The 21509-nt window shown below is 67.4% G+C and carries 24 protein-coding genes and 2 pseudogenes; 14 read left to right on the forward strand and 12 right to left on the reverse strand.

Translation table 11 applies throughout. From position 1 onward, the window contains the following. Window positions 1–187: 187 nt before the first annotated feature. Window positions 188–1369 carry a multidrug effflux MFS transporter gene (locus tag ABCR83_RS26255; RefSeq protein ID WP_462697667.1) on the forward strand — a complete coding sequence of 394 codons (1182 nt, stop codon included), beginning with the start codon at window positions 188–190 and terminating at the stop codon, window positions 1367–1369. 83 nt (window positions 1370–1452) lie between these two features. Here the strand turns inward: ABCR83_RS26255 and ABCR83_RS26260 are convergent, their stop codons facing one another. Then, the gene (locus ABCR83_RS26260) at window positions 1453–2388 is read right to left on the reverse strand and encodes a hypothetical protein (RefSeq protein ID WP_462697668.1); all 936 of its coding nucleotides are present in this window, start codon (window positions 2386–2388) and stop codon (window positions 1453–1455) included. Window positions 2389–2552: 164 nt separating this feature from the next. Next, the gene (locus ABCR83_RS26265; RefSeq protein WP_462697669.1) at window positions 2553–3764 is read right to left on the reverse strand and encodes a transcriptional regulator; all 1212 of its coding nucleotides are present in this window, start codon (window positions 3762–3764) and stop codon (window positions 2553–2555) included. A 35-nt stretch (window positions 3765–3799) separates the two neighbouring features. On the opposite strand from ABCR83_RS26265, the gene ABCR83_RS26270 reads away from it, so the two are divergent. From ABCR83_RS26270 to ABCR83_RS26295, 6 genes are all read left to right on the forward strand, one after another. Further along, the gene (locus ABCR83_RS26270) at window positions 3800–4039 is read left to right on the forward strand and encodes a hypothetical protein (RefSeq protein ID WP_462697670.1); all 240 of its coding nucleotides are present in this window, start codon (window positions 3800–3802) and stop codon (window positions 4037–4039) included. Next, complete coding sequence (locus ABCR83_RS26275; RefSeq protein ID WP_462697671.1) at window positions 4014–4538, forward strand: DUF6879 family protein; 525 nt, start codon at window positions 4014–4016, stop codon at window positions 4536–4538. The genes ABCR83_RS26270 and ABCR83_RS26275 overlap by 26 nt, the downstream gene beginning before the upstream one ends. A gap of 25 nt (window positions 4539–4563) precedes the next feature. Then, a complete protein-coding gene (locus tag ABCR83_RS26280) occupies window positions 4564–5412 on the forward strand; it encodes a helix-turn-helix domain-containing protein (protein ID WP_462697672.1) in 849 nt (282 codons plus the stop codon). Between the two features lie 398 nt (window positions 5413–5810). Beyond that, window positions 5811–6332 (forward strand): DUF6879 family protein, encoded by a 522-nt coding sequence (locus ABCR83_RS26285; protein WP_462697673.1) that lies wholly within the window; start codon window positions 5811–5813, stop codon window positions 6330–6332. Window positions 6333–6395: 63 nt separating this feature from the next. Beyond that, a complete protein-coding gene (locus tag ABCR83_RS26290; RefSeq protein ID WP_462697674.1) occupies window positions 6396–6929 on the forward strand; it encodes a DUF6879 family protein in 534 nt (177 codons plus the stop codon). 26 nt (window positions 6930–6955) lie between these two features. After that, complete coding sequence (locus ABCR83_RS26295; RefSeq protein ID WP_462697675.1) at window positions 6956–7486, forward strand: DUF6879 family protein; 531 nt, start codon at window positions 6956–6958, stop codon at window positions 7484–7486. 51 nt (window positions 7487–7537) lie between these two features. Here the strand turns inward: ABCR83_RS26295 and ABCR83_RS26300 are convergent, their stop codons facing one another. Continuing rightward, complete coding sequence (locus ABCR83_RS26300) at window positions 7538–8197, reverse strand: class I SAM-dependent methyltransferase (protein ID WP_462697676.1); 660 nt, start codon at window positions 8195–8197, stop codon at window positions 7538–7540. A 322-nt stretch (window positions 8198–8519) separates the two neighbouring features. Here ABCR83_RS26300 and ABCR83_RS26305 point away from each other — a divergent pair, with 322 nt between their 5' ends. Next, entirely contained in the window at window positions 8520–9377 is an 858-nt protein-coding gene (locus ABCR83_RS26305) for a hypothetical protein (protein WP_462697677.1), read from the forward strand. Here ABCR83_RS26305 and ABCR83_RS26310 read toward each other — a convergent pair. Continuing rightward, window positions 9365–9730, reverse strand: a complete 366-nt coding sequence (locus ABCR83_RS26310) for a hypothetical protein (protein WP_462697678.1) — start codon at window positions 9728–9730, stop codon at window positions 9365–9367. The two genes, ABCR83_RS26305 and ABCR83_RS26310, sit on opposite strands and share 13 nt — an antisense overlap. A gap of 457 nt (window positions 9731–10187) precedes the next feature. Here ABCR83_RS26310 and ABCR83_RS26315 point away from each other — a divergent pair, with 457 nt between their 5' ends. Beyond that, window positions 10188–10940 carry a transposase domain-containing protein gene (locus ABCR83_RS26315; protein WP_462697679.1) on the forward strand — a complete coding sequence of 251 codons (753 nt, stop codon included), beginning with the start codon at window positions 10188–10190 and terminating at the stop codon, window positions 10938–10940. Then, a complete protein-coding gene (locus ABCR83_RS26320; protein WP_462697680.1) occupies window positions 10937–11503 on the forward strand; it encodes a transposase in 567 nt (188 codons plus the stop codon). The genes ABCR83_RS26315 and ABCR83_RS26320 overlap by 4 nt, the downstream gene beginning before the upstream one ends. Before the next feature lie 89 nt (window positions 11504–11592). On the opposite strand, the gene tnpA is transcribed toward ABCR83_RS26320, so the two are convergent. Beyond that, window positions 11593–12024 carry an IS200/IS605 family transposase gene (gene tnpA, locus ABCR83_RS26325; RefSeq protein WP_462697681.1) on the reverse strand — a complete coding sequence of 144 codons (432 nt, stop codon included), beginning with the start codon at window positions 12022–12024 and terminating at the stop codon, window positions 11593–11595. Between the two features lie 23 nt (window positions 12025–12047). Between tnpA and ABCR83_RS26330 the strand changes: the two genes are divergently transcribed. After that, window positions 12048–13373: an RNA-guided endonuclease InsQ/TnpB family protein gene (locus ABCR83_RS26330; protein WP_462697682.1), complete on the forward strand. Its 1326-nt coding sequence runs from the start codon at window positions 12048–12050 to the stop codon at window positions 13371–13373. A gap of 10 nt (window positions 13374–13383) precedes the next feature. On the opposite strand, the pseudogene ABCR83_RS26335 reads toward ABCR83_RS26330, so the two are convergent. Next, window positions 13384–13668, reverse strand: a pseudogene (locus ABCR83_RS26335) (aldo/keto reductase); the annotation flags it as partial. Then, window positions 13605–14591 (reverse strand): annotated as a pseudogene (locus ABCR83_RS26340) (JmjC domain-containing protein); the annotation flags it as partial. The pseudogenes ABCR83_RS26335 and ABCR83_RS26340, both read right to left, overlap by 64 nt. 104 nt (window positions 14592–14695) lie before the next feature. Between ABCR83_RS26340 and ABCR83_RS26345 the strand changes: the two are divergent. Further along, entirely contained in the window at window positions 14696–15526 is an 831-nt protein-coding gene (locus ABCR83_RS26345; protein ID WP_462697683.1) for an SDR family NAD(P)-dependent oxidoreductase, read from the forward strand. Between the two features lie 105 nt (window positions 15527–15631). Here the strand turns inward: ABCR83_RS26345 and ABCR83_RS26350 are convergent, their stop codons facing one another. Beyond that, window positions 15632–16513 (reverse strand): esterase/lipase family protein, encoded by an 882-nt coding sequence (locus ABCR83_RS26350; protein WP_462697684.1) that lies wholly within the window; start codon window positions 16511–16513, stop codon window positions 15632–15634. Window positions 16514–16703: 190 nt separating this feature from the next. Between ABCR83_RS26350 and ABCR83_RS26355 the strand changes: the two genes are divergently transcribed. Together ABCR83_RS26355 and ABCR83_RS26360 are read left to right on the forward strand one after the other, a co-directional pair. After that, window positions 16704–17096 carry an SgcJ/EcaC family oxidoreductase gene (locus tag ABCR83_RS26355; protein WP_462697685.1) on the forward strand — a complete coding sequence of 131 codons (393 nt, stop codon included), beginning with the start codon at window positions 16704–16706 and terminating at the stop codon, window positions 17094–17096. A gap of 192 nt (window positions 17097–17288) precedes the next feature. Beyond that, window positions 17289–18125: a ZIP family metal transporter gene (locus ABCR83_RS26360; protein ID WP_462697686.1), complete on the forward strand. Its 837-nt coding sequence runs from the start codon at window positions 17289–17291 to the stop codon at window positions 18123–18125. Window positions 18126–18135: 10 nt separating this feature from the next. Here the strand turns inward: ABCR83_RS26360 and ABCR83_RS26365 are convergent, their stop codons facing one another. The 4 genes from ABCR83_RS26365 to ABCR83_RS26380 all read right to left on the reverse strand — a co-directional run bounded on the left by ABCR83_RS26365 (window position 18136) and on the right by ABCR83_RS26380 (window position 21495). Then, window positions 18136–18978, reverse strand: coding sequence for an NAD(P)H-binding protein (locus tag ABCR83_RS26365; protein ID WP_462697687.1), 843 nt, complete (start codon window positions 18976–18978; stop codon window positions 18136–18138). A 92-nt stretch (window positions 18979–19070) separates the two neighbouring features. Further along, entirely contained in the window at window positions 19071–19442 is a 372-nt protein-coding gene (locus ABCR83_RS26370; RefSeq protein ID WP_462697688.1) for a hypothetical protein, read from the reverse strand. 13 nt (window positions 19443–19455) lie between these two features. Further along, window positions 19456–19815, reverse strand: coding sequence for a protease inhibitor I42 family protein (locus tag ABCR83_RS26375; protein WP_462697689.1), 360 nt, complete (start codon window positions 19813–19815; stop codon window positions 19456–19458). Window positions 19816–19953: 138 nt separating this feature from the next. Next, complete coding sequence (locus ABCR83_RS26380; RefSeq protein WP_462697690.1) at window positions 19954–21495, reverse strand: WXG100 family type VII secretion target; 1542 nt, start codon at window positions 21493–21495, stop codon at window positions 19954–19956. Window positions 21496–21509 lie beyond the last annotated feature (14 nt).

Below are 21509 nucleotides of genomic sequence, written 5' to 3' on the forward strand. Positions count from 1 at the left end.
GAGCTGTACGGGATCGGCCTCGCCATTGGCGGGGCCGATCCTTTTTAGGGGCTCGGCGAGCTCGGCGCACCATTTGTCCTAGGGCCTACGGAGGGTGCTCCTCCGGTCCCGCGGCCGATGCGGCCGCAAAAGATCGCCTCCTAGGGTCGTCACCGGCGAGTACGCCAGTTTCCTACGGAGTTCTTCGATGCCCTTGATGACCGCGGCCCTGGTGCTGCTCGCTTTTGTGATGCCGCTGGCCACGGACATGTACCTGCCCGCCTTTCCGCAGATGACGGGCGACCTGCACACCGATGCCTCAGGCGTACAGCTCACGCTGACGGCCTTCCTGGTCGGCATGGGCCTGGGCCAGTTGATCCTGGGCCCGCTCTCCGACCGCTTCGGACGCCGCACCCCGATCCTGACCGGCGGCATCGCCTGTGTCATAGCCACTGCCTGCTGTGCGCTCGCACCCTCCCTGGGCTGGCTGGTCGTCCTGCGCTTCCTCCAGGGCTTCAGCGGTGCCGCCGGCGTGGTCATCGGGCGTGCCGTCATCTCCGACGTCGCCACGGGGGACAAGGCCGCCAAACTGCTCGGTGTCCTGATGACCCTCATGGGCATCGCCCCGGTCATCGCGCCCGTGGTGGGCGGTGCCGTCATCGAGGCCGGCGACTGGCGCAGCGTCTTCTGGGTCCTGTCGGCCACCTCGCTCCTGGCCCTGGTGACCGCGGCCTTCGCGGTGCCCGAAAGCCTGCCGCCCGAGCGGCGCCACCGCGGTGGCATCGCGGCCACCGCCCGCGCCGCGCGCGATGTCCTGGGCAACCGCGCCTACTTCGGCCACACGCTCTGCTTCGGCATGGCCCTGGCCGTGCTCTTCTGCTACCTGGGCGGTGCCTCCTTCCTCTTCCAGAACCTCCTCGACCTCAGCGTCGGTCAGACCTCGGCGGCCTTCGCCTCCGTCGGCGTCGTCAGCGTCGTGGCCGGCATCACCGTCACCAAGCTCGTCGGCCGCTTCAAGCCCGCAGCACTGTTGCGTACCGGCCTGGGCGTGATGACGGCCTGCTCCGCCGCCCTGTGCGCGTTGTCCCTGACCGGCCGGCTGAACCTGGTCGTGGTCCTGGTCCTGCTCTACGCCGCCTTCGTCGGCATCAGCATGGTCAGCATCAATGCGGCCGCGCTCGCCCTGGAACGTGTTCCTGCGGCCGCCGGTACCGGCTCCGCCGTACTCGGCACCGTCCAGAGCCTCCTGAGCGCGGTGGCCGCTCCCCTGGTCGGCCTCGGCGGCGAGCGCACTGCCGTCCCGATGTTCACGGGCATGACCGTCTCGGCCCTGCTCGCCCTGGCCGCCCTGCGCCTGACCAGAACCGCCGCCCTCGCCCCCGTCGGCTGAGCGCCCGCACCCCGGCATCCCACGCCCACGGCAGGCCGCTCAACACCGGTTGAGATTCGCCCCGACGTCAGGTGCGGGCGTGGTCACGCTCCACGCAGCGCCGCCCGTGCTGCGGCGGCACCCCGCACGGCCACGGCCCCGGACACGTCCCCTTCCGCGGACTGCGAAAGGCAGGTGCGGCACAAGGTTTCGTCGCCCACGGGCCGGAAGAGCAGCGGTTGCGTGTGGTCGCCCCGGCATTCGCGGGACTGCGCTACCCGTGGTTCGGGCTGCTTGGGCGCCGGGATTTGCGCTGAGACCGGCGGCGCGTCCGGCAGCTTGCGCACCAGGCGGTTGTGCACGAGCGCTGCCGGGTGGTGGACGGGCTCCGGGAGTCCGGTGGTCAGTTGCTCGCGCAGTTCGCGGGCGGTGGCGCCGCGCAGCAACCAGTCGGCGGCGAGCGGGGCGAGTTGCTTGACCTCGCGGCCGGTCAGGCAGAGGCGCGGCTCTTGGTGCGAGACGGAGGCGAGGATCAGCGCCGCACGCTCGATCAGCTCATCGGGCAGATGCAGGGGAGGAGTTGGGGACGACGCCGGAGGCTGTGGGGTGGGAGGGCGGTAAGTCTTCTTCTCCCCTTCCGTGTTTTCTTGGGGACGACCGACGGGCCGAGGAGTCGGCTCACCGACGGCCGGTTTTACGGCAGTCGGAGGACGGTGCCCGTCCCGGATGGCGGTCGCGTCGTCCGCCGTCAGCGGGACGTTGGAGACGAGCTGGGTGGTGGCCCAGCGCCCGTCGGGACCCTGGCGGCGCCACTCGTGCGCGTAACCCTCCGCCTTCAGCTGCTTCTTGGCGCGCTGGAACGCGGCGTTCTTGATCCCGGCGCGGCGGGCCGCCTCGGACAGCGATACGTTCGACGGGTCCGCCAGCGACATCAGCCAGAGCAGCAGCCGCACGGCGTCGGAGCCCAGTCGCGGGTGGCGGATGATGTCGTTCGGTACTTGGGTGAAGCGGGCCTCGGGCGCGCTAAAATGCCGCAGCATCTCCAGGTCCTCCTTGGGAACCTTGGTGGTGTAGGCCCTCGCGGTGTCCTGGTCCGACGTTGCGGGGGCCGCTTCGTTCTCGAAGCTCTATGCGGCTGAGCGTACACACAACTTCACGTGCAGCGAGCATAGTTGGACGCTGCGTGATATCTGTGCTAAAGGGCTCAAGCTGCCCGAAGCTGCACGACTCGCTCATTGAAGTCGGCCACCAGCGGATGCTTCCCGAACGGGGCCATCCGCCGCCGCACATCCTGGACCGCTTCCACGCATCGCGAGGACTTCACTCGCCGAGCCAGGTCGACCGTGCGGACTCCGGCCGCGTGCGCGGCCTCAAGGTCGCGCCGCTGCAAATGCGTTACCGCGAGGGCGGCTTGTGACATCGCTCCCCGCCGGGCGCGGTTCTGCTTGTGCGCATGGCTGATCGAGCGGCGGGCGTGCTCCTCCGCGTGCTCGGGCTGGCCGAGATCGCGGAAGGCATTGGCCCACTCGCCGCCGAGATAGGCGGGGTCGATGAACTTCGCCCACTCCGGTTCGTCCTCCGGAACCACCCTCGCGAACGCCCGCTCCGCTTCGTTGACCGCGTGAGCGGTGGCCTTCTTGTCGCCGAGCGAGGCCAGGGCGCGGGCTTCCAGTGTCCACAAGTCGGCCAGGCAGGCCGGTGAGTTGGAGCGGGACAGCCCTTGCCGACCGGCCTGGGCGAGCCTTCGCCCTTCCTGCGGATGACCAAGGAGCGTGGCTTGATCGGCCATGCCCGCCAGGACGTGCGCGCCGAGCGCGGCATTCGTCGACTCCTCGGCCAGGCGCAGCGCTTGAATCAGGTACCGCTGCGCGGTGCCGTGCTCTCCGTTGTCGAACGCCATCCAGCCGAGCAGATAGGTCTGTTCGGCCGCGGCTTCGCAGAGCGCTTGGCGTACGTCGTCGGTGTGGGCACGCGGGAGTAGTGGATAGACGTGCTGGTTTAGGTATGCGGCCAGGACCGCCCTCCCGGAGCCGCCCCCCTGGAAGATGTCCATCTCCTGGAACACGCCGAACATGCTCCGGACAGCTGTTACGTCCTCCAGGCGCGCCCGGCGCCCCGGTTCGGGCGTCTGGTCAAGGGTGTTGAGCAACCAGTCTCGGGATGGACCCACCGCGGCGACTGCTGCGAAGGGTGCCCCTGCAAGGAATGCCCGCCTGTCCACGTCCGCTCTCCCAAGCTCGGTGACGGATTCGACGGTCACGGCCCACGATGGGCTGTAGGTGAGCGCGCGGTCAATGTCCGGCGCGTCGCGCTGTGCCATCGGCTTGCAATCGCAGAGAGGCGTGCATGCCTCTCTGCGCCCCCGGTATATCCCGTACGCGCCGTTGACCGGCACGGCAAGGAGCAGCAAGCTCATGCAAGGCAGAGCAACCACTCACTGGGGAGGCTGGCGTGGCACTGCGTTTCGTGGGAATCGATCCCAACACGGGCGGCGGAAACTGCCCTACCGTATGGGTCGATGAGGAAACCTCCGATCTGATCGTTCAGGGGTGGAAGGTGGACGAGCTGACGCTGCAGGACTGCCTGAAGACCGGAGCGATCCCTGAGACAGAGGCAGTTGTCCGGATCCCGTTGCGGATGGTGTCGCTGGTGAAGGAGGCATGTGATGTCGCAGAGCGTACCCAGCTTTGACGAGTTGCTGGATTCCGCGCAGCATTCCGCAGTACACCTGGAGATGCGCGACATCTACTGCGTGGACGAGGAGCGGGAGCACTTGGCCGCGTGGAAGCTGGGCGGACGGGCCGATGACCCCAACTCCGCACAGTGGTCCGGTTGGGTAGAGCTGGTCAAGCGCACGGTGGGGCGCGGCGTGGTGATGCGGCGGGCGCGCATTGTGTCGGAGCCAGTAACGGAGTACATCCGGTACGAGCATGCGGGTACGCCTGTCAACGTCGGTGCCGGAGAGCAAGTGCGGTGGCTATCGCGCCGCGCTGCCTCGGACATCGCGCTGCCCGGGAACGACTTCTGGTTGATCGATGACCGGGTTGTCCGGTTCAATGTCTTCACGGGAGACGGCGCCGCTACAGATCCGCAGCTTAGCCGCGATCCCGCTGTGGTCAAGCTGTGCGGTACCGCCTTCGAGACAGTCTGGAAGCGGGCTGTACCGCATGAGGAGTACAAGATCGCCTGAGTAGGCTCTACCAGACAGCCGGTTCATGCCCGAACCCAAATCCAGCAGCGTTCAGCAGGCCCGTGAGTCCGTCGCGGCCCGCCTCCGTGATCTACGGTTGGATGCCGAGCTGACAGGGCGTGAGCTGGCTGTACGGTGTGGATGGAGCGAGTCGAAATCCTCACGGATCGAGAACACCAAGACCCCTCCTTCTGACGCCGATATCCGCAAGTGGTGTGCCATCTGCGGTGCTGATGATCAGGCACCGGATCTGATCGCCGCGAATCGCACCGCCGACTCCATGTACGTCCAGTGGAAGCGGCTTCACCGTACGGGCATCCGTAGGCATCAGGAGTCGGTTGTTCCGCTATACGAGCGGACACGCCAGTTCCGCGTGTACTGCTCTAACGTCATTCCAGGGCTTGTGCAGACCGAGGCATACGCCACGGCGCTGCTGTCAACCATCAGTGATTTCCAGGACACCCCGAACGATGCACCAGAGGCCGCAGCAGCGCGTGTTGAACGCTCTGGCGTCATCCGTGCGGGACGTCATCAGTTTGCCTTGGTTATAGAGGAAGACCTGCTGTACCACCTCTATGGTGACTCCGAGGTGATGGCCGGACAACTCGGCTACTTGTTGGCGGTGATGACCCTTCCGTCGGTATCGCTGGGGATCATTCCGCGCGAAGCCTATCGGCGCATGTGGACGGTGGAAACGTTCATGATCTTCGATGACCATGAGGTGCACGTGGAACTGCTGACGGCCGAGGTCAAGGTCGCTCAGCCCGGTGAAATTGCTTCCTACGGAAAGGCTTTCGGGCTATTGTCCAGCATCGCTGTTCACGGCCCGGCGGCACGTGGACTGATCAGCAAGGCCATCGCCGCGCTGGGATAGTTCCTTTGCAAGCTTGTGCAAGAGTGTGGAGCGAACGCCCTGCGTGTTCCTACGGTTCTGGCATGGATCTGAGCAAGCGGACCGGCAGCTTTAACAATTGGCGTGTGGGGCCAATCCTGCCCTGCCCCCCCCGTACGAAAACGCTGACGGCAACGTGTGGAGTGGGCGCCGTCCATACGGGGGCAAGCGATGAAGAGCACTATGACCAGCGACGGAACCCACATGGTCACCATCTACAAGCGCGAGCCCGGCATCACCCCGGAGAAGGCCCAAACCAAGCAAGTACCCGTGCAGGAGCTGGGCAGACTGCGAGACGGATGGGTTGTGTGCAGGTGCTCGCTGTGTTGGACGTAGCCGATGACCGGCCAGTCTGTGCCGACCAGGAAGGAAGCGTGTGGATGTCCCCGAAACTGTCTGACTTCGAAGGGTTGTTGGCCACGGCCCAGCGGTCGGCGATCCACTTGGAGATGCGCGACGGCTACATGCGTGATGACCCACTGTTCGTGGCCTGGCAGAGCGGGCACCGGGACGACCCAGCCGACCGGGAGTCGTGGTGGCGCCCCTGGCTGACCCTCATGCAACAGATCACGGCCCGTGGTGTGGAGGTGCGCCGAGCCCGTGTCATCAGCGAACCGGTTTCCGACTACGTGCAGTTTGAGTACGACCTGACGTTCACCAACGTCGCGTCTGGCGAACAAGTTCGTTGGCTGCCTCGCCATCACGCCACTGGTCTTGCCCTGCCGGGTAACGACTTCTGGTTGCTGGACGGCTCCACGGTGGTGGTCAACCACTTTGGTGGCGACGGGCAGTTCATGGCCGAGGAGGTCGTCACCGATCCGGCGCTGATCGAACTCTGCGCCTCGGCGTTCGAGGCGGTGTGGGAACGGGCGGTGCCGCACGAGGAGTACCGGCCGGCCTGAGCGGCATGCGGGGAGCGGAGCCGATTGCCAGACTGATGTATCAGCGCCCAAAGGAGCGTATGGATGTCACAGAACGAGGCGAGCTTCAACGACCTGTTGGCTTCCGCCCGGCGCTCCGCCGTGCACCTGGAGATGCGGGACTCGTACGGCGTGGGCGATGAAGCCGCTGATTTCGAGAACTGGAAGCGTACACGGCAGCGCGACGTCAATGTCGCATCGCCGTACTGGCGTCCATGGGTTGCCCTGATCGCGGAGACCGTTGCCCGAGGTGTCGTTGTTCGTCGGGCTCGCATCGTGTCCGAGCCGGTGACCGACTACATCAGGTACGAGCACGCGGGTACGTCCGTCAATGTGCACGCGGGAGAACAGGTCCGCTGGCTTCCGCGACGTGACGCCTCGGACCTGGCGTTGCCGGGGAACGACTTCTGGTTGTTCGACACGGAGACGGTGCTCTTCAACCACTTCACGGGCGACGGTGGTTGGGCTGACCCCGGTTGGGAAGTGTGTAGCGAGTCGTCAGTAGTGCAACTGGCTGCAGGGGCTTTTGAAACGGTGTGGGAACGGGCGGTTTCCCATGGGGAGTACCGTCCGGACTGAATGCTGTTTCTGAAGGAGGCATGTGGATGTTCCGGAAGGTGCTTGAGCCCGAATTCGATGACGTGCTGGCTCGCTGTACCCGCTCCGCCGTGCATCTGGAGATGCGGGACGCCTATGCGGTGGACAACGAGGCCGACCGCTTTGCCGCATGGAGGGCCGGGCACCGATACAACCCGAGCGACCGTGCATCGTGGTGGCGCCCATGGCACTCGCTGATCTCCGAGACGGTCGCCCGTGGCATCGTGGTGCGTCGCGCGCGAATCGTCTCCGAGCCGGTGAGCGAGTACATCCGGTTCGAGTACGACGGAACGTTTATGAATGTCGGTGCGGGTGAACTGGTGCGCTGGCTCCCCAGGCGCGAGGCGTCAGACCTCGCGTTGCCCGGTAATGACTACTGGGTCTTCGACAACAAGATCGTTCGCTTCGGGCACTTCTCCGGTGATGGCCAGTACACCGGAGAGGAGTGGACGGAAGCTTCGTCAGTGGCAGACCTCTGTTCATCGGCCTTCGAAACCGTTTGGGAACGCGCCATTCCGCATGGGGAGTTCAAGGTCTGATCAGCCGCCCTCGCGGATACCCAGCACCTTGTGCGCGCGTTCACCGACCTCTCAAGGCCGCTCGGGCTTTCGGGCAAGAAAGGTGGCGACAGTCCTCTTGGCTCCTTCGCCGGGCTCTTGCACCAGTCGCGCGGTGACGTCAAGCCCGGCCTGGTCCAGCAGTTCGGCGATCCGGTCCGGCGGCAACAGGTGAGACTCGTAGGACACCGGGTGACCGCCGTACGCCTGCGTGGGACGCAGATGCTCACCGGCTCCCACATGTCCGGCGAGCATCAGACAGCCGCCGGGTGCGAGCGTGCGACGGAACTCGCCGAACACGACTGGCAGCAACGCCGGTGGCGTGTGGTGGACGGAGTAGTAGGCAAGGATGCCCCCGAGCTCGGCGTCGTCGACCGCCAGCGCGGTCATCGAACCGACGGTGAAACTCAGATCCGGGTAGGCCCGACGGGCCAGCTCGATCATCACGGGCGACAGGTCGACGCCGAACGCCGGCACGCCCAACTCCACCAAGTGCGCCGTCATTTTCCCGGGCCCGCATCCCAGGTCTGCGACGGCCCCACGATCGGCCGTCCGCACGACCTCGGCGAACGCGGCCAGCATCGCGCGTGACAGCGGATCCAACTCCACCGGGTTCTTGACCTGTTCGGCATAGTCGACGGCGACCGTGTCGTACGACTCCCGGACGGTGGCGAGGTAGGAGAGATCAGTCACGCGGGCGACTGTAGCTGCGCGGGCATTACCGCGCTCAAGCGGGCTCAAGTGGGGCGTCTGCCTTCTGAACACGCAGTGCAGGCTGAGCTTGACCTGTCCAGGATCGCAGTGGTCGAGATCTCGGCGCTGTCGAAAGCCAGGTGGCGCGGAGTGACCCTGTACACCGGGTCCTGCGCGTCGCGGCGGGAAGGATCACTGGGATGGTGTGGGTGCAGGGGCGCCTCCGCGACCTCGCGAGAGGGACAGCGACACCGAAGCCGTGCACCCCGCATCTGGCTGGGATGCCCCTGCACCTGATCGGCACGCTGCTACGGTCACCTTCATGACGCTCTCGGTCTCCGCTGCTCGTTCCGTTGATCTCCGCGTCCAGCCGGTCGATGAGGTTCTTGACCGTGTCGAGCGGTGTCTCCAGGTGCGCTTCGTCCGGGACACAGTGGTGCGCAAGCGTCGCTCCGTGGGGGCACGGACAGACCGTGACTCCTGGGTCCGGGTTGAACGTCGCCTGCTCGAAAAGATCAGCGATCAGGGCTGGAACGGCACCGAGTGTGCAGCGCGCCTGGAAGGCGTCGCCCAGCCTGTGTGGCAGGGATGTGTGGTCTGGCGGGAGCCGGACAAGCCGGTAATGTGGCGGGCCGACGAGACCGGGCTCCTGCCGGGAGCGCCGATCGGCACTGCCGTACTGAGCGAGGACCCGCAACTGTCCGATGAGTGGTGGCAGGCGCTCAATACTTCGCTGGACGCACTCGCGGCGCAGGACACGAGGCGCATCGCGACGCCGGACGCCGTCACCATCACGCAGGCCCTCATCACCGAGTCCATCCGTGGCGTTTTCTCCGGCGCCTTCGACACAACGGTTGAGCGGTGGGTGCCGACCCACGCGGATCTGAACTGGGCCAACATGACCGCGCCTACGTTCTGCCTCTTCGACTGGGAAGACTGGGGGAACGCGCCGCGGGGCCTGGACTCCGCTTCGCTGTGGGGAAGTTCCCTTGTCATCCCGGCTCTGGCCGATCGCGTACGGCAGGAGCGGCGCCGTGACTTCGAGAGCCGGGACGGCAAGCTGATGATGCTGTTCGTCTGCTCGAAGATCCTGGGGCCGGATGCGCACCCCGAGGATCCTCGGCTGGAGCCCGCCCGTCGGACAGCGGAGCAGGTCATCGCGGAACTTCAGGCGGACTGATCGGGCGACCGGTCTCGCAGGAGGCTCCGGTACTGGCGGATCGCTCGCTTGTCGATCTCACCGGCCAAGGCATCGATGAGTTCGCCCAGGTGGACCGGTTCGTCGGTGCCCACAGCCACGGTGTCGGCCTGGGGGAGGTGGTAGGCAACGCGGAAGGCCGCCTGCGCGCGGGAGAGTCCGGCGCCGCCTCGGAGGAAGACGCGAGGGTCGAACCTGTCCCACACTGGAGCCCGGGTGCTGCCTGCGAAAGGGCTCATGCCCCACACCCTGCCGCTGCTCATGCCCCACGCCGCGGTGAGGGCATCGGCGGCATCGAGCGTTCTGGTTCCGACCAGCAGGCCGGCGCGGACCATGAGGACAGACGGTCTCGGCACGGTCGTATCGATCAGGCAGAGCAGCGGGGAGGGGTCCCAGGTCGCGATGCCCCAGGCGCACCGCACAGCCCCTTCGTCGTGACGTCGTCGAGGGCGGCGCAGGCCTGGGCCAGGACGTCCCGGTTGTGTGGGGCGGCCTCCTGAAGCGTGTGTTCCGGGTTGTGCAGGAAAACGGTGTCCGGCTCTCGTCTGAGGTCATGGGCGGCGCATTCTACCTTTGATCTTGGCCAGTGCTCCGTCCTTTAGGTCAAGGCCGTGAAGTTACGGGCTGATCGGCGCTGTCAACAGGTCCTGGTGGGGTTTCTGGTGAAGCCGGAGACACAGGAAGCGGAGCCCCGGTAGAACTGGCAGTCGACCAAGACAGCCGTTCACGTCACCGGAGGCTCCGCTGTCGGACCAGTGTGTCATCAGCAGTGAAATCTCGGTAGCTACGGGGGTGTTCGCACCGGGACACCTGGGTGAGCTGACGCAGATCGTGCCGTTCGAGATGGTCGACGCGGTGCTCGCCGAGTGCGGGGCCGTCCAGGAGCGGATACGCAAGCTCCCGGCACGGGTGGTGGTCTATGTCCTGCTCGCGGCGGGACTGTTCGAGGAATGCGGCTATCCGGCGGTGTGGCGCAAACTGACGGGTGCGCTGTCCAGGCTGCCGGTGCCCCGCGTGACTGCTGCGGCACTGTGGCAGGCGCGCTGCCGTCTGGGGGTGCGTCCGATGCGGGCCCTGTTCGACCTGTTGCGCGGACCGGCCTCGGCGATCCGCACGGCCGGGGCCAGGTGGGCGGGCCTGCTGGTCGTCGCGGTCGACGGCACCCATCTGGACGTCTGCGATGACGAGGCGGTCCGCGCGAAACTGGGCAAGGCATCCAACCAGTACACCTCCGCTTCGGGCTACCCGCAGGTCCTGCTGGTCGCGCTGGTGGCCTGCGGAACACGCGCGGTGATCGACGCGGTGTTCGGCCCCGGCAAACCCGGCGAATCGATCCTGGGCCGCCGTCTGATGCGGTCCCTGCATCCCGGAATGCTCGTCCTGCTCGACCGGGGGTTTGCCACCACAGACTTCCTGACGCCACAGCCTCCAGCGGTGCCCACTTTCTGGCCCGTCTCTCCTCCCACTGGAAACCCCCGGTCCTGGCCCGCTGCCCCGACGGCTCGTTCCTCTCCCGCTTCGCCGGCATCGAGGTCCGCATCGTGACCTGCGAGATCACCATCGCCACCAGCCAGGGGCACCGCACTGGCAGCTACCGGATGGCCACCACCCTGCTCGATCCCCACCGGCATCCCGCGTTCGAGCTGGTCAGGCTCTACCACGAGCGGTGGGAAGTGGAATCGGCCTACTTCGAGATCAAGAAGACCATGCTCGGCCGCCGTGTCCTGCGCTCCCGCACCTGGCCCGGCATCGCCCAGGAGATCTACGCCCTGCTCAGCACATATCAGCTGATCCGGATCGCGATCTCGGACGCGGCCCACACCGCCGGCACCGACTCGGACCGGTGCAGTTTCACCACCGCCGTGAACACTGCCCGGGATCAGGTCGTCCAGGCCGCGAACGTGACCGCCGACACCGTCATCGACCTGATCGGCACTATCGGACGCGCAATCCTGGACCAGCCCATGCCCGCCCGGCGCCCCCGTCTCAGCCCCCGTGCCGTCAAACGCCCCATGTCCCGCTACGCGCACAAAAGCCTGCGCGTCGACCGCCACACCTACAAAGCCACCATCAGCATCGACATCTTGACAGCGCCGATCAGCCCGTAACTTCACGGCCTTGTCCTTTAGGTCGGGGGTGAAGGCCATCTCGGAACTGCTCTGACTCGCGCCGTGGGCACGGGTCCGCACTGTTCACCTCAGCCCACGGGGCGCTTCTGGTTCTCGATGTACTGCTTCACGACGGTCAGGGGTGCCCCGCCGCAGCTTCCGGCGAAGTAGGAGCCGGACCAGAAGTGGCCACCCCACAGATAGCGGCGGACGTGGGTGTCGTACTCCTTGCGCAGCAGCCGGGCGGAGACGCCCTTGAGGGAGTTGACCAGCCTGGAGAGCTGGACCTTCGGCGGATAGTGCACCAGTAGGTGTACATGATCGTCCTCGCCGTTGAACTGCTTCAGTTCGGCCTCGAAGTCGGTACACACCTCCCGCATGATCTCCTCGCAGCGTGTCAGCATGGCGTCCGTCATGGCCTTGCGCCGGTACTTCGTGACGAAAACCAAGTGCACGTGCAGGTTGTAGACGACGTGACGGCCGGTGCGTACATCAGGGTTGGGATTCCATCGAGGTGACATAAGCCAATGATATGCTTCCGATCATGAGTCAACCCACCACGGTCAAGCGGCAGTTCGGGCACCGCGCCCGGCTTGCGCTGTCGCCTGCCGAGGTGCTGACACTGGACGATCAGGCGCACGCTGCCCGCACGATGTGGAACTGCCTGCACTCCTGGTGGCAGATGATGCCGAAGGACAAGCGGTCACTGTCCTTGGCGGACGCCGCGATACGGCAGGCGCGTAAGGATCTCGACTATCTCGCCGAGCTCCCGGCGCAGGCCGCGCAGGCGGTGCTGAAGACGTACTTCCAGAGCTGGAAGAACTGCTGGGAAGGGCGTGCGGACGAGCCGAACTACAAGGGCCGTTTCCGTACCGTCATGTCGGTGGACATCCCGCAGGGGCGGGACCTCAACATCGTCCGTGTCCACCGCCGCTGGGGCATGGTCAGCATCCCCAAGCTGGGCCGGGTCCGCTTCCGATGGACCAAAGACCTGCCCGTGGGGAAACGGGCGGGCAAGGAGAACCGGATCACCGGTGCCCGGCTGGTCAAGGACGCCCTGGGCTGGCATATCGCCTTTCGCGTCCAGACCCTCGAACCAGCGCCCGAGCCGCACCAGGGGCCCGAGGTAGGCATCGACGCCGGGGTGAACCTGCCCCTCGCCCTCTCGAATGAGGACCACCAGGACCACGGACGTCCGCCCCGTCTCCCGGACGGCAACTCCGACCGCGACAAGTGGCTCACCCCGAAGGAGAAGACCAAGCTGCTGCGCCTGGAGCGCGAGGCCGCGCATCGCAAGGGCTTCCGCAAGCGCGGGGAGAAGTCCTCCAAGCGGTTGCAATACACCTACGACCGGATCAAGCAGCTCCGAGCAACAGCCACGCGACGAGCCTTGGACTGGCAGCACCGGACGACCACCTATCTCGCCCGCACGTACGGCGTGATCGTGGTCGAAGCACTCAACATCACGAACATGGTCAAGTCCGCTCGGGGCACCGCCGAAGAGCCGGGCACGGGCGTCAAGGCCAAGTCCGGGCTGAACCGCTCCAACCTCCAAGAGGCGTGGGGACGCACGGTCACGATGCTGACGTACAAGCTCGAACGCTACGGCGGCGAGCTGGTCAGGGTGCCGGCCCCGTACACCTCCCAGCGCTGCTCGGCGTGTGGCTTCATCACGCCCGGCAGCCGGGAAGACCAGGCCACGTTCGTGTGCAAGAACCCGGACTGCGGATGGTCGGGCAACGCCGACCACAACGCAGCCCGGAACATCTTGCACCTGTACCGGATCGGCCACGGAACCGTGGTCATCCCGGCTGCTGGGAGAGCAGTCGTCAGGCGCACTCGTGGCGTCCAGCCCGCCGCCGCAAGGTAGGCAGGAATCCCCCGGCTTCAGCCGGGGAGAGCTTCAAGGCCGAGTGCAGCCGGTTGGGGTCCAGGGAGTGCTCCGACCTCTCCGGCCCCGGGAAGTAGCCCACCTTCGTGGAGAGAGTGAGCTTTGGCAGCAGATCACTGGCTGTCCGCGCCAGGACCTCATGGGAGCGGAAACCGAGGTAGTTGGAGCTGGTGTCGATTGCGGTGACGCCGAGGTCCAACGCACCGGACAGGAGACGGCGTTCGTGACGAGACCGGTGTAGCCCGAGGACAACTCGGTGGTCAGAGTCGCGCATATCTCCTCCTTCACCAGGATCTCTGCGACTTCCGCCATTTCGGCTCCGACGACGGCCGCCGCCCGCTCCAGGGGTACGGGGCTGCCGCTCAGCAAGAGACGCAGTGCGGGGACGGCTTTGGCCGTGAGAGTGAGCTTCTTGCCCGAGGCCACAATGTCGACGGTCTCGCCGTTCTCCCGGAGCTGGGGCGGGAATTGGGTGGTACACACCACGGCGTCGAGTGGGCCCAGGATGTCGAGGAACGGCACGTGCCGGGGCAGTGTTGTCGCCTGCTCGTACGCGGTCAGGAAGTCGGCCGGGGAGCGTTCGCCGATAAGTCGGGTGGCGGCTGCGGCCAGGGCCGCGCTGCCGGTTTCCTGTCGGCGGTCCAGGTCGTGCCGGAAAATCTCCTCCGCGCGGCACCAGTCGGCCAGCCACGCCAGCCAGCTCGCGCCCGTGCGCTTGGTGATGCCGAAGGTCACATGGAGGCTTTTGCCCGAGCCGCTTCCTGTTCGGGTCGCCTGGTGCCAGTGGCCCCGGGGGATGTGCATGACGTCGCCGGTCTTCATCACGCCGGACCAGACGATCTCATCGGTCGGGGTGGTGTTGGGGTCGGCGTCCCGGTACATGGGGACCTTGCGGGAGGTGCCGCGCACTTCCCACTCCTTCTCCCCCGCGAGTTGCACGATCACCACGTCGCGGTCGTCCCAGTGCAGTGGGAAGCCCGCTGCGTCGTTCGTGGTCAGGTATGCGTTGACCTGCACCCGCTCGTGCGACCACCACTGCAACGCCCGGCAGGCGACTTCCATCGTCGGATCGAAGACGTTGACCTGGTCGAGGATGAGCGTCGCGCCCTCCCTCAGCAGCCTGCCCAGACTACGCATGTTGACCACAGGGATGCTCTGGCCGCGAGGGCTGACGCTGTCGGTGTAGTAGAGCGCCTGGCGCACCTTGTCGCCAACGGCGTTGGGAATCCCGGCTGGTGGTGGCAATACCAGGATCAGCACACACTCCCGAGCCCCGCGCCACGTCTGCCAGGATCGTGGTCATGAACCGACGTACCGTCTTGATCACCGGTGCGACCCAAGGGCTGGGCCGTGGTATCGCACTCGACCTTGCCGCACGCGGCGACACCGTCCTGCTCCACGGCCGCGACCGCACCCGCCTCGATGCGGTTGCAGACGAGGTCCGCGCCACCGCCCCGGACGCGATAGTTCGCACCTACCTTGCGGATCTGGCCGACCTCGACCAGGTGCACGCGATGGCCGCCCAGGTGCGTGCGGCGGAGCCCCGGCTCGACGCGCTGGTCAACAACGCGGTTGCAGGTGGCGGCTCCGAGCCCTTGCGGAGGGAACTGAGCAGGCAGGGGCACGAGCTGCGGTTCGCTGTGAACCACCTCGCCCCGTATGCCCTCACTCGCGCTCTGCTGCCGCTGCTCACCACATCCGCGCCCGCCCGAGTGGTGAATGTGGCCTCGATTGGGCAGGACGCCATCGACTTTGACAACGTCATGCTGGAGCGGGGCTATGAGGGACTGCGCGCCTACTGCCGGAGCAAGCTCGCGATGATCATGGCGACCTTCGAGCTGGCAGCAGAACTCGACGGCACCGGCGTCACCGTGAACGCCCTCCACCCGGCCCATCTGATGGACACCAACGGCGTACGTGAATACGGCCTCACCCCGGCGACAAGCATCGACGAGGGAGTACGGCCAACCGTGCGGCTGATCGCCGACCCGGATCTGGGATCCACCACCGGCCGCTACTTCGACCAGTTCACGGACGCTCGCGCGCACGAGCAGGCGTACGACAACAAGGCCCGCCGACGCCTCATGGAGCTGACCCACGGGCTGATCGGACAGCTCGAAGCGGGGCTGTGAACTGACGACCGCAGGTGCTGTGGCCGATGGCCACGGTCCGTGACGTGGGGGGGCCGGGCGGGCAACGGAGGTGGCACCTGCCGTGACTTGGACACTCGAGGTTGCTCAACTCAGCGCGGAGAGGCAGTTCGTCGGGGTCGCGTGGGCGGGGTCGAGAGCGTTGGCCACCTCGTGGAACGCGATGCGGTCGACCGTGCCCAGGGCCAAGTGCTCGGAGAGGTCGGTTGCGCACAGATTCTGGATCAGGATGTTGCGGACGTCGGGGCCGGTGAGGAACTGGGTCTGGTAGGGGGTGACCACCTCGTCGTACCGGGTCGCGATGACGGTGTAGTGGACCCCGGGGAGGGTGTCACCGCCGGCGTTGAGCCGCCTCATGAAGTCCGAGCCCACCAGCTGCTCGGATACTGCGGGGGCGTTGTCGGCCACCGCTCCTGTGACACCAATGGCGTTCGCGAGTCTGCTGAGGCCGTCGGCGGTGGTGCCGTGGTTGCTGGGAGCCAGGCCGACCAGTGCGCCGACCTTGGCTGCGCCTCCCAGGAACTTCATGTAGTAGCGGGGCATCATGCCGCCCTGGGAGTGACCGACGATGTCGACCGTGGACGCACCGGTAGCCGCCAGAACCGTGTCGACCTCCGTGGCCAGCTCCCTCGCGGAGTCCTCGATCGGACCGAGGCCGAAGACGCGAGGAACGCCCGTCTTGCCGTAGTCGAAGGAGAAGACGCAGTAGCCCCGGCCCGTCAGGTAAGGGCCAAGGGCGGCCCAGTTGTCCGCGGCGTTCTCGAAGGTGCCGTGGACGAGCACGACGGGCCGGGGATGCGCGGTGGAAGGCCTGCAGGAGAAGTCGTTCACGCCTCCGGCCAGGGGAGCCGCCTCGTGATGGGTGCGTCTGGCGGCGGCGGCCGACGGCGCGGGCAGGAGCAGCGCCGACACGATCAGGAGCAACGGGAGGAATCGGCGGTATCTGCTGGTGACGCGACATGGCCTCATGCGAACTCCTCGTGGGTCAGGGTGGCTGCGGTGTGACGACGCCACCAGGAGAACGACCTCTCCGGGGCGCAGTGCGGCAAGAGCGCTCTTGCTCCCCCTTCCGTGAACCGCGTGGGCCTGGTGCTACGCCATGAACCGGCTGACTGCCACCGTTGACCTCAAGCTCGCTTGAGGTGTCAGGGTGATCCGCATGAACACCGAAACCGCGGACATCAAGGCCATCGAACAGGTGGTGGCCACCGTCGAGCGCGCCCAGCGTGCCAAGGACGCCGAGGGGTTCCTTGCGCTCTTTCATCCCGACGCCCTGTGGACGACCGCCCACGGCAAGGTCCTCATCGGCTTTGACGCGATCGCCGAGTTCACCCGCGCCGTGCTGCCACATGCGAGCTGGGACGGCGAGGTCACCTACGAGGTGGTGCACACGCGGTTCCTGCGGCCCGATGTGGCGGCCGTCAAGGTCCGGCAGGCCTACCGCTCGGCGGAGGGTGTCACGGAGGGTGCCCCGCTCTACATCATGACCAAGCAAGGTGATGGGCGGTGGCTGCTGCACGCCTGCCAGAACACCGAGGTGCGGGAGAGCTGAGATCAAGCCAGTTTCGAATGTGTTTACTGCGGACAAAAGAGCTGGGTTGCCATCGCCTCGCACCGCTGATAACGCCCTGACCTGCAAGGTAATGGCTCTCCCAAAATCCTGACCGGAGAGTTGTTAGGTAAGCCTAACTTGGCTTAATGTCGGCGTTCGCTTCCCCCCACCTTCTCTGAAGCGGAGCCCCCCATGTCCAGCTCGAATATCGCGCTGCTCGGCGCCATTGCCGGCTTCACCATCTATCTCGGCCTGCCCATAGGCCGCCTGCGCCGGCCCACCCCCCGCCTGAAGGCGGGCCTCAACGCGACCGCCATCGGCATCCTGGTCTTCCTGGTGTGGGACGTCCTGACCCATGCCTGGGAGCCGATCGACGGTGCGTTGGGTGATCACCGCTGGGGCACCGTCGCCTCGAGCGGTCTCGTCCTGGTCGCTGGCCTCACCGTCGGCCTGGCCGGACTCGTCCACTACGACGCCTGGACCGTGCGCCGCCGCCGCACTGCCGCCGTACCGCACCGCCCGGAGGGGCCCGGGGCGGTCACCATTTCCGCGCCCATGGGCCGGGTCCGCACCCAGGCCGGTGAGCTGGCGTTGATGATCGCCATCGGCATCGGTCTGCACAACTTCGCCGAGGGGCTGGCGATCGGCAACTCGGCCGCCAAGGGCGAGATTTCCCTTGCCGTGCTGCTCATCGTCGGGTTTGGCCTGCACAATGCCACCGAGGGTTTCGGCATCATCGCGCCGCTGGCGGCCGAGGGCGAACGTCCGTCCTGGTCCAGCCTGTTGTGGCTGGGGCTGATCGGCGGCGGGCCGACCTTCCTGGGCACCCTGGTGGGCCAGAGCCTGGTCAACAGCACCCTCTCCGTCGCCTTCCTGGGGCTGGCGGCCGGCTCCATCCTCTATGTCGTCATCGAGCTGCTGGCCGTGGCCCGCAAGGCGGGGCGGAAGGAACTGACCACCTGGTGTGTGCTGTTGGGGCTGGTGCTCGGCTTTGCGACGGATGCCGTGGTCACCGCGGCGGGTGCCTGACCCTTGCGGACTACCTGGGCTCGGAGGCCTTCCAGGCACCCGCCTCGGCCGCGGCACGGGCGAACTCGGTGAAGTCCCGGGGCGCCCGGCCCAGTACCTCCTGCACGCCGTCCACAAGATGGGCGTTGCGTCCGTCCGTGATCAGGCCGAAGAGGTCGGCGAATTCGACGGGTTCGCCATGCTCCGCGAGCAAGGCGCGGTAGGCGTCCATCGGCACCGGGACATAGCGGATGTCCCGGCCGGTGGCCCGGGACAGTTCCGCCGCCACCTCGTGGAAGCCGAGCAGCCGGGGGCCGGAGAGTTCATATGTCCTGCCGATGTGCCGGTCGTCGGTGAGGGCGGCCACCACCACGTCGGCGATGTCGTCGGCGTCGACGAACGGCTCCACGGCGTCCCCGGTGGGCAGGACGAGCTCACCGGAGAGTACCGGCTCCACGAAGAAGCTCTCGCTGAAGTTCTGGTTGAACCAACTCGCCCGCACCACCGTCCAGTCGGCGCCGGAGGCCTGCAGTGCGCGCTCGGCGGCCTGCGCGCCCTCCTCGCCCCGCCCGGACAGCAGCACCAGCCGCCGGGCGCCCTTGGCGACGGCGACCCTGGCGAACTCGCCCACCGCCTCGGCGGCACCGGGGAACCCCAAGTCCGGGTAGTACGTGACATAGACGGCGCCGATGCCGTCCAGGGCGGCCTCCCAGGTGTCCGGGTCCTCCCAGACGAAGGGGACTGCGGCGGAGCGCGATCCGATGCGTACCGGGAGGCCGCGCCCGGTGAGCCGGTCCGCGACCCGGCGGCCGGTCTTTCCGGTGCCGCCGATGATGAGCGTCGTGGTGGTGGTGTGCGGTGCGTTCTGAGTCATGTCTCCAGTCAAGACGGGTGCGTCGTGGCGGGCCATGGCCGTAAGGCTCGGCCGCATACGCGAGCGTCCAGGCAGTCCTGCCGGCGGAGCGCTCAGCGGCGCCGCGTCGTGAGGACCGTCGCCACGGCCTCCAGCCAGCGGGCCACGGTCTCGTCGTCGTCCACGTCCCTGGCCACCGACGCGGCGCTGGTGAGCCACTCGCGGGCCAGTGCGGCCGCCGCGGGCCCGGGCAGCGGCTCGGGCAGGGCGGCCGCGGCTCGTACGCCCCCGCGCCGTACGACCTCGCCGAGGTAGGCGAGCGAGCGGGGCAGGACGCGCTGCCGCTCGGCGGCGAGGGCGGCGGAGACGGCCCCGTCACCGAAGAGGACGGTGCGGTGGTCCTGGCCCAGGAGGAGGCCGTAGCGGAGCATCAAGGGGACGTCGAGGGCGAGGAGTTCGGCGTCGGTCAGGTTCTGGTGCGTCATGGGGCGGGTCCCGTCAGTGGACGGTGATGCGGTAGGTGAGGGTGCGGGCGAGCTGGGGGGAGTAGCAGCCCTGCGTTTTGTCCGTGCCACAGCGGTTGCTGAAGACAATGCGGGTGTTGCCGGGTTTCACCCCTTCGAAGATGAAGAACTCGGTGTGGCCGGCGCCGTCCGCCTGCTGTTCTCCGGGCGATTGCCGGGTGCTGGTGCCGGCGGCCCGGACGATGTCCCGGGAGGTCACGGACGCGGTCCAGTCCTGGCGGGCCGAGATGTTCTGGCGCATGGCGATGGAAAAGCGTTCGGCGCGCCGGACCACGATGGGGTTTTCGGGTTTGCCCTGGTGGACGGTGCCGAGCGGGGAGGGCGAAGTCGGCATGCGGGATGGTGAGGCCGACGCCTTCGGTGCGGCCTTCGTCGTTTCGCCGCCGCAGCCCGTCAAGCCCGTCAGGGCCAACAGCACTGCGGCTGCGGCGAACAGCCGGGCGGGCGGCGTGGAGGATGTCGGCACTGCGGCTCACTTCGGCAGGTGGTAGGCGTATGACTCGGGCAGCCGCGAGTCCGAGGCCTTGTCCATGTGATTGTTGATGAAGTCGTCCTCGGTCACCCAGGTGGTGTGGCCCCAGGGGTTGTAGATCTGGAGCCGGTCTCCCTCGTGGCCGACGATGAGCATGGCGTGCCCGGAGCGCCGCCCCTGGGCGTCGAAGCCCTGGACGCCGATCGGGACCGGTTTGCCGTCGTCCACGGCCTGTTCGATCTCCGGCAGGGCGTCGTGGCGGGCCTGTGCGCTGGGTGTGTTGCGCAGTTCGTAGCGGCCGCCGGTGTGCGGGGTGAGTTCGTCGCCCAGGACGGTGGTTTTGCCTTCCAGGCCCATTCCCGCCTCGGGGAGCGGGCCGCCGTGGCCCTCCTCGTTCACCCGGTGCTGCTCGTCCAGCAGGCGCTGCTGGAATCTCTCCGGGCTGTCCTCCTTGGGGTCGCCCGGGCGTCCGCCGGTGGTCAGCCGCAGGGCGTAGAGGGGGTCGGCCATGGCGCGTGCGGTCACCGTGGAGGAGGCCACGCAGGTGCCCTCGTTGGGGGCCTGGGCCCAGGGGGCGCCGGGGCTGAATTCGGCGGGGGTGGTGGAGTTGGTGCTTTCGGTGTGGAACGGGGCCAGATGCCGGGCCAGCCACATCGGCTCCCGGCCGTGGATCTGCTCGGCATAGGGGCGGAGGGCGTTCATGTCGTAACCGGCGGCCAGGGCCTTCATCAAATAGGCCCGTTCCTGCGGGGATTTGGCCTGGCCGAGCAGCCGGTCGAATTCCCCGCGGTCGGTTTCGCCGAGCCGGTCGCGGAATTGGGAGGAGCGGCTGAGCTCATTGGCGGTGAGGATCTCATTGAGATCCGATGGGCCTTCGGGGCCCGCGGCGTCGGCGAGTACCAGACGGTCGGTGTCGGTCAGACTGTTTGTGCCGAGCCTTCCCGCCCGGGCCTCGGAGGCCAGTTTGTGGAGCGCCTTTTCCGCCTGCCGGCCCGATTCCTCGGCCCGGGACGCCGCCTTGATGAGCAGGCCGATGCCGTGGCTGACGGCCGCACGGACGCGTTTGAGGTCGTCGGCATGGAGCAGCAGGGGGCTCAGGTCCACCACGGAACCGGCCGCCTGCAGAGCGCTGAGTCCCTGGGCGTGGGAATCCTGGGCCTCGCGGATGCCGTCCGCGAGGGCGAGGAGTACGGGTCCGGCCTCCTGGAACTTCTGCGCCATCCGGCCGGTGGAATGCGCTGCCGCGTGGATCGCCTCACCCGCCTTTTCTCCCGCATGGCCGGTCCAGGAGCCGGGAAGGCCTTCGGTGGCGATGGCGCGCACCTTGCCGGATACGCCGTCGACGCGGGAGGCGGCGTCGCGGTACCGCGAGCACACCGACTCGATGTGGCCGGGGTCGCCGAGCGGGGCGGGGTGGCTTCGCGCCTGGGTGATGGCGGCGGCCAGCTGTGCCTGGCAGGCCAGCCGGTTGTCATCCTCGGGCTGGAGGCGCTCGACCTGGCCGAGCAGGTCGCGGAGTTGCTGTTGGGTGCTCTTCGCCATGGCGTGCGCCCTGC

The sequence above is a fragment of the Streptomyces xingningensis genome, from assembly GCF_054957865.1.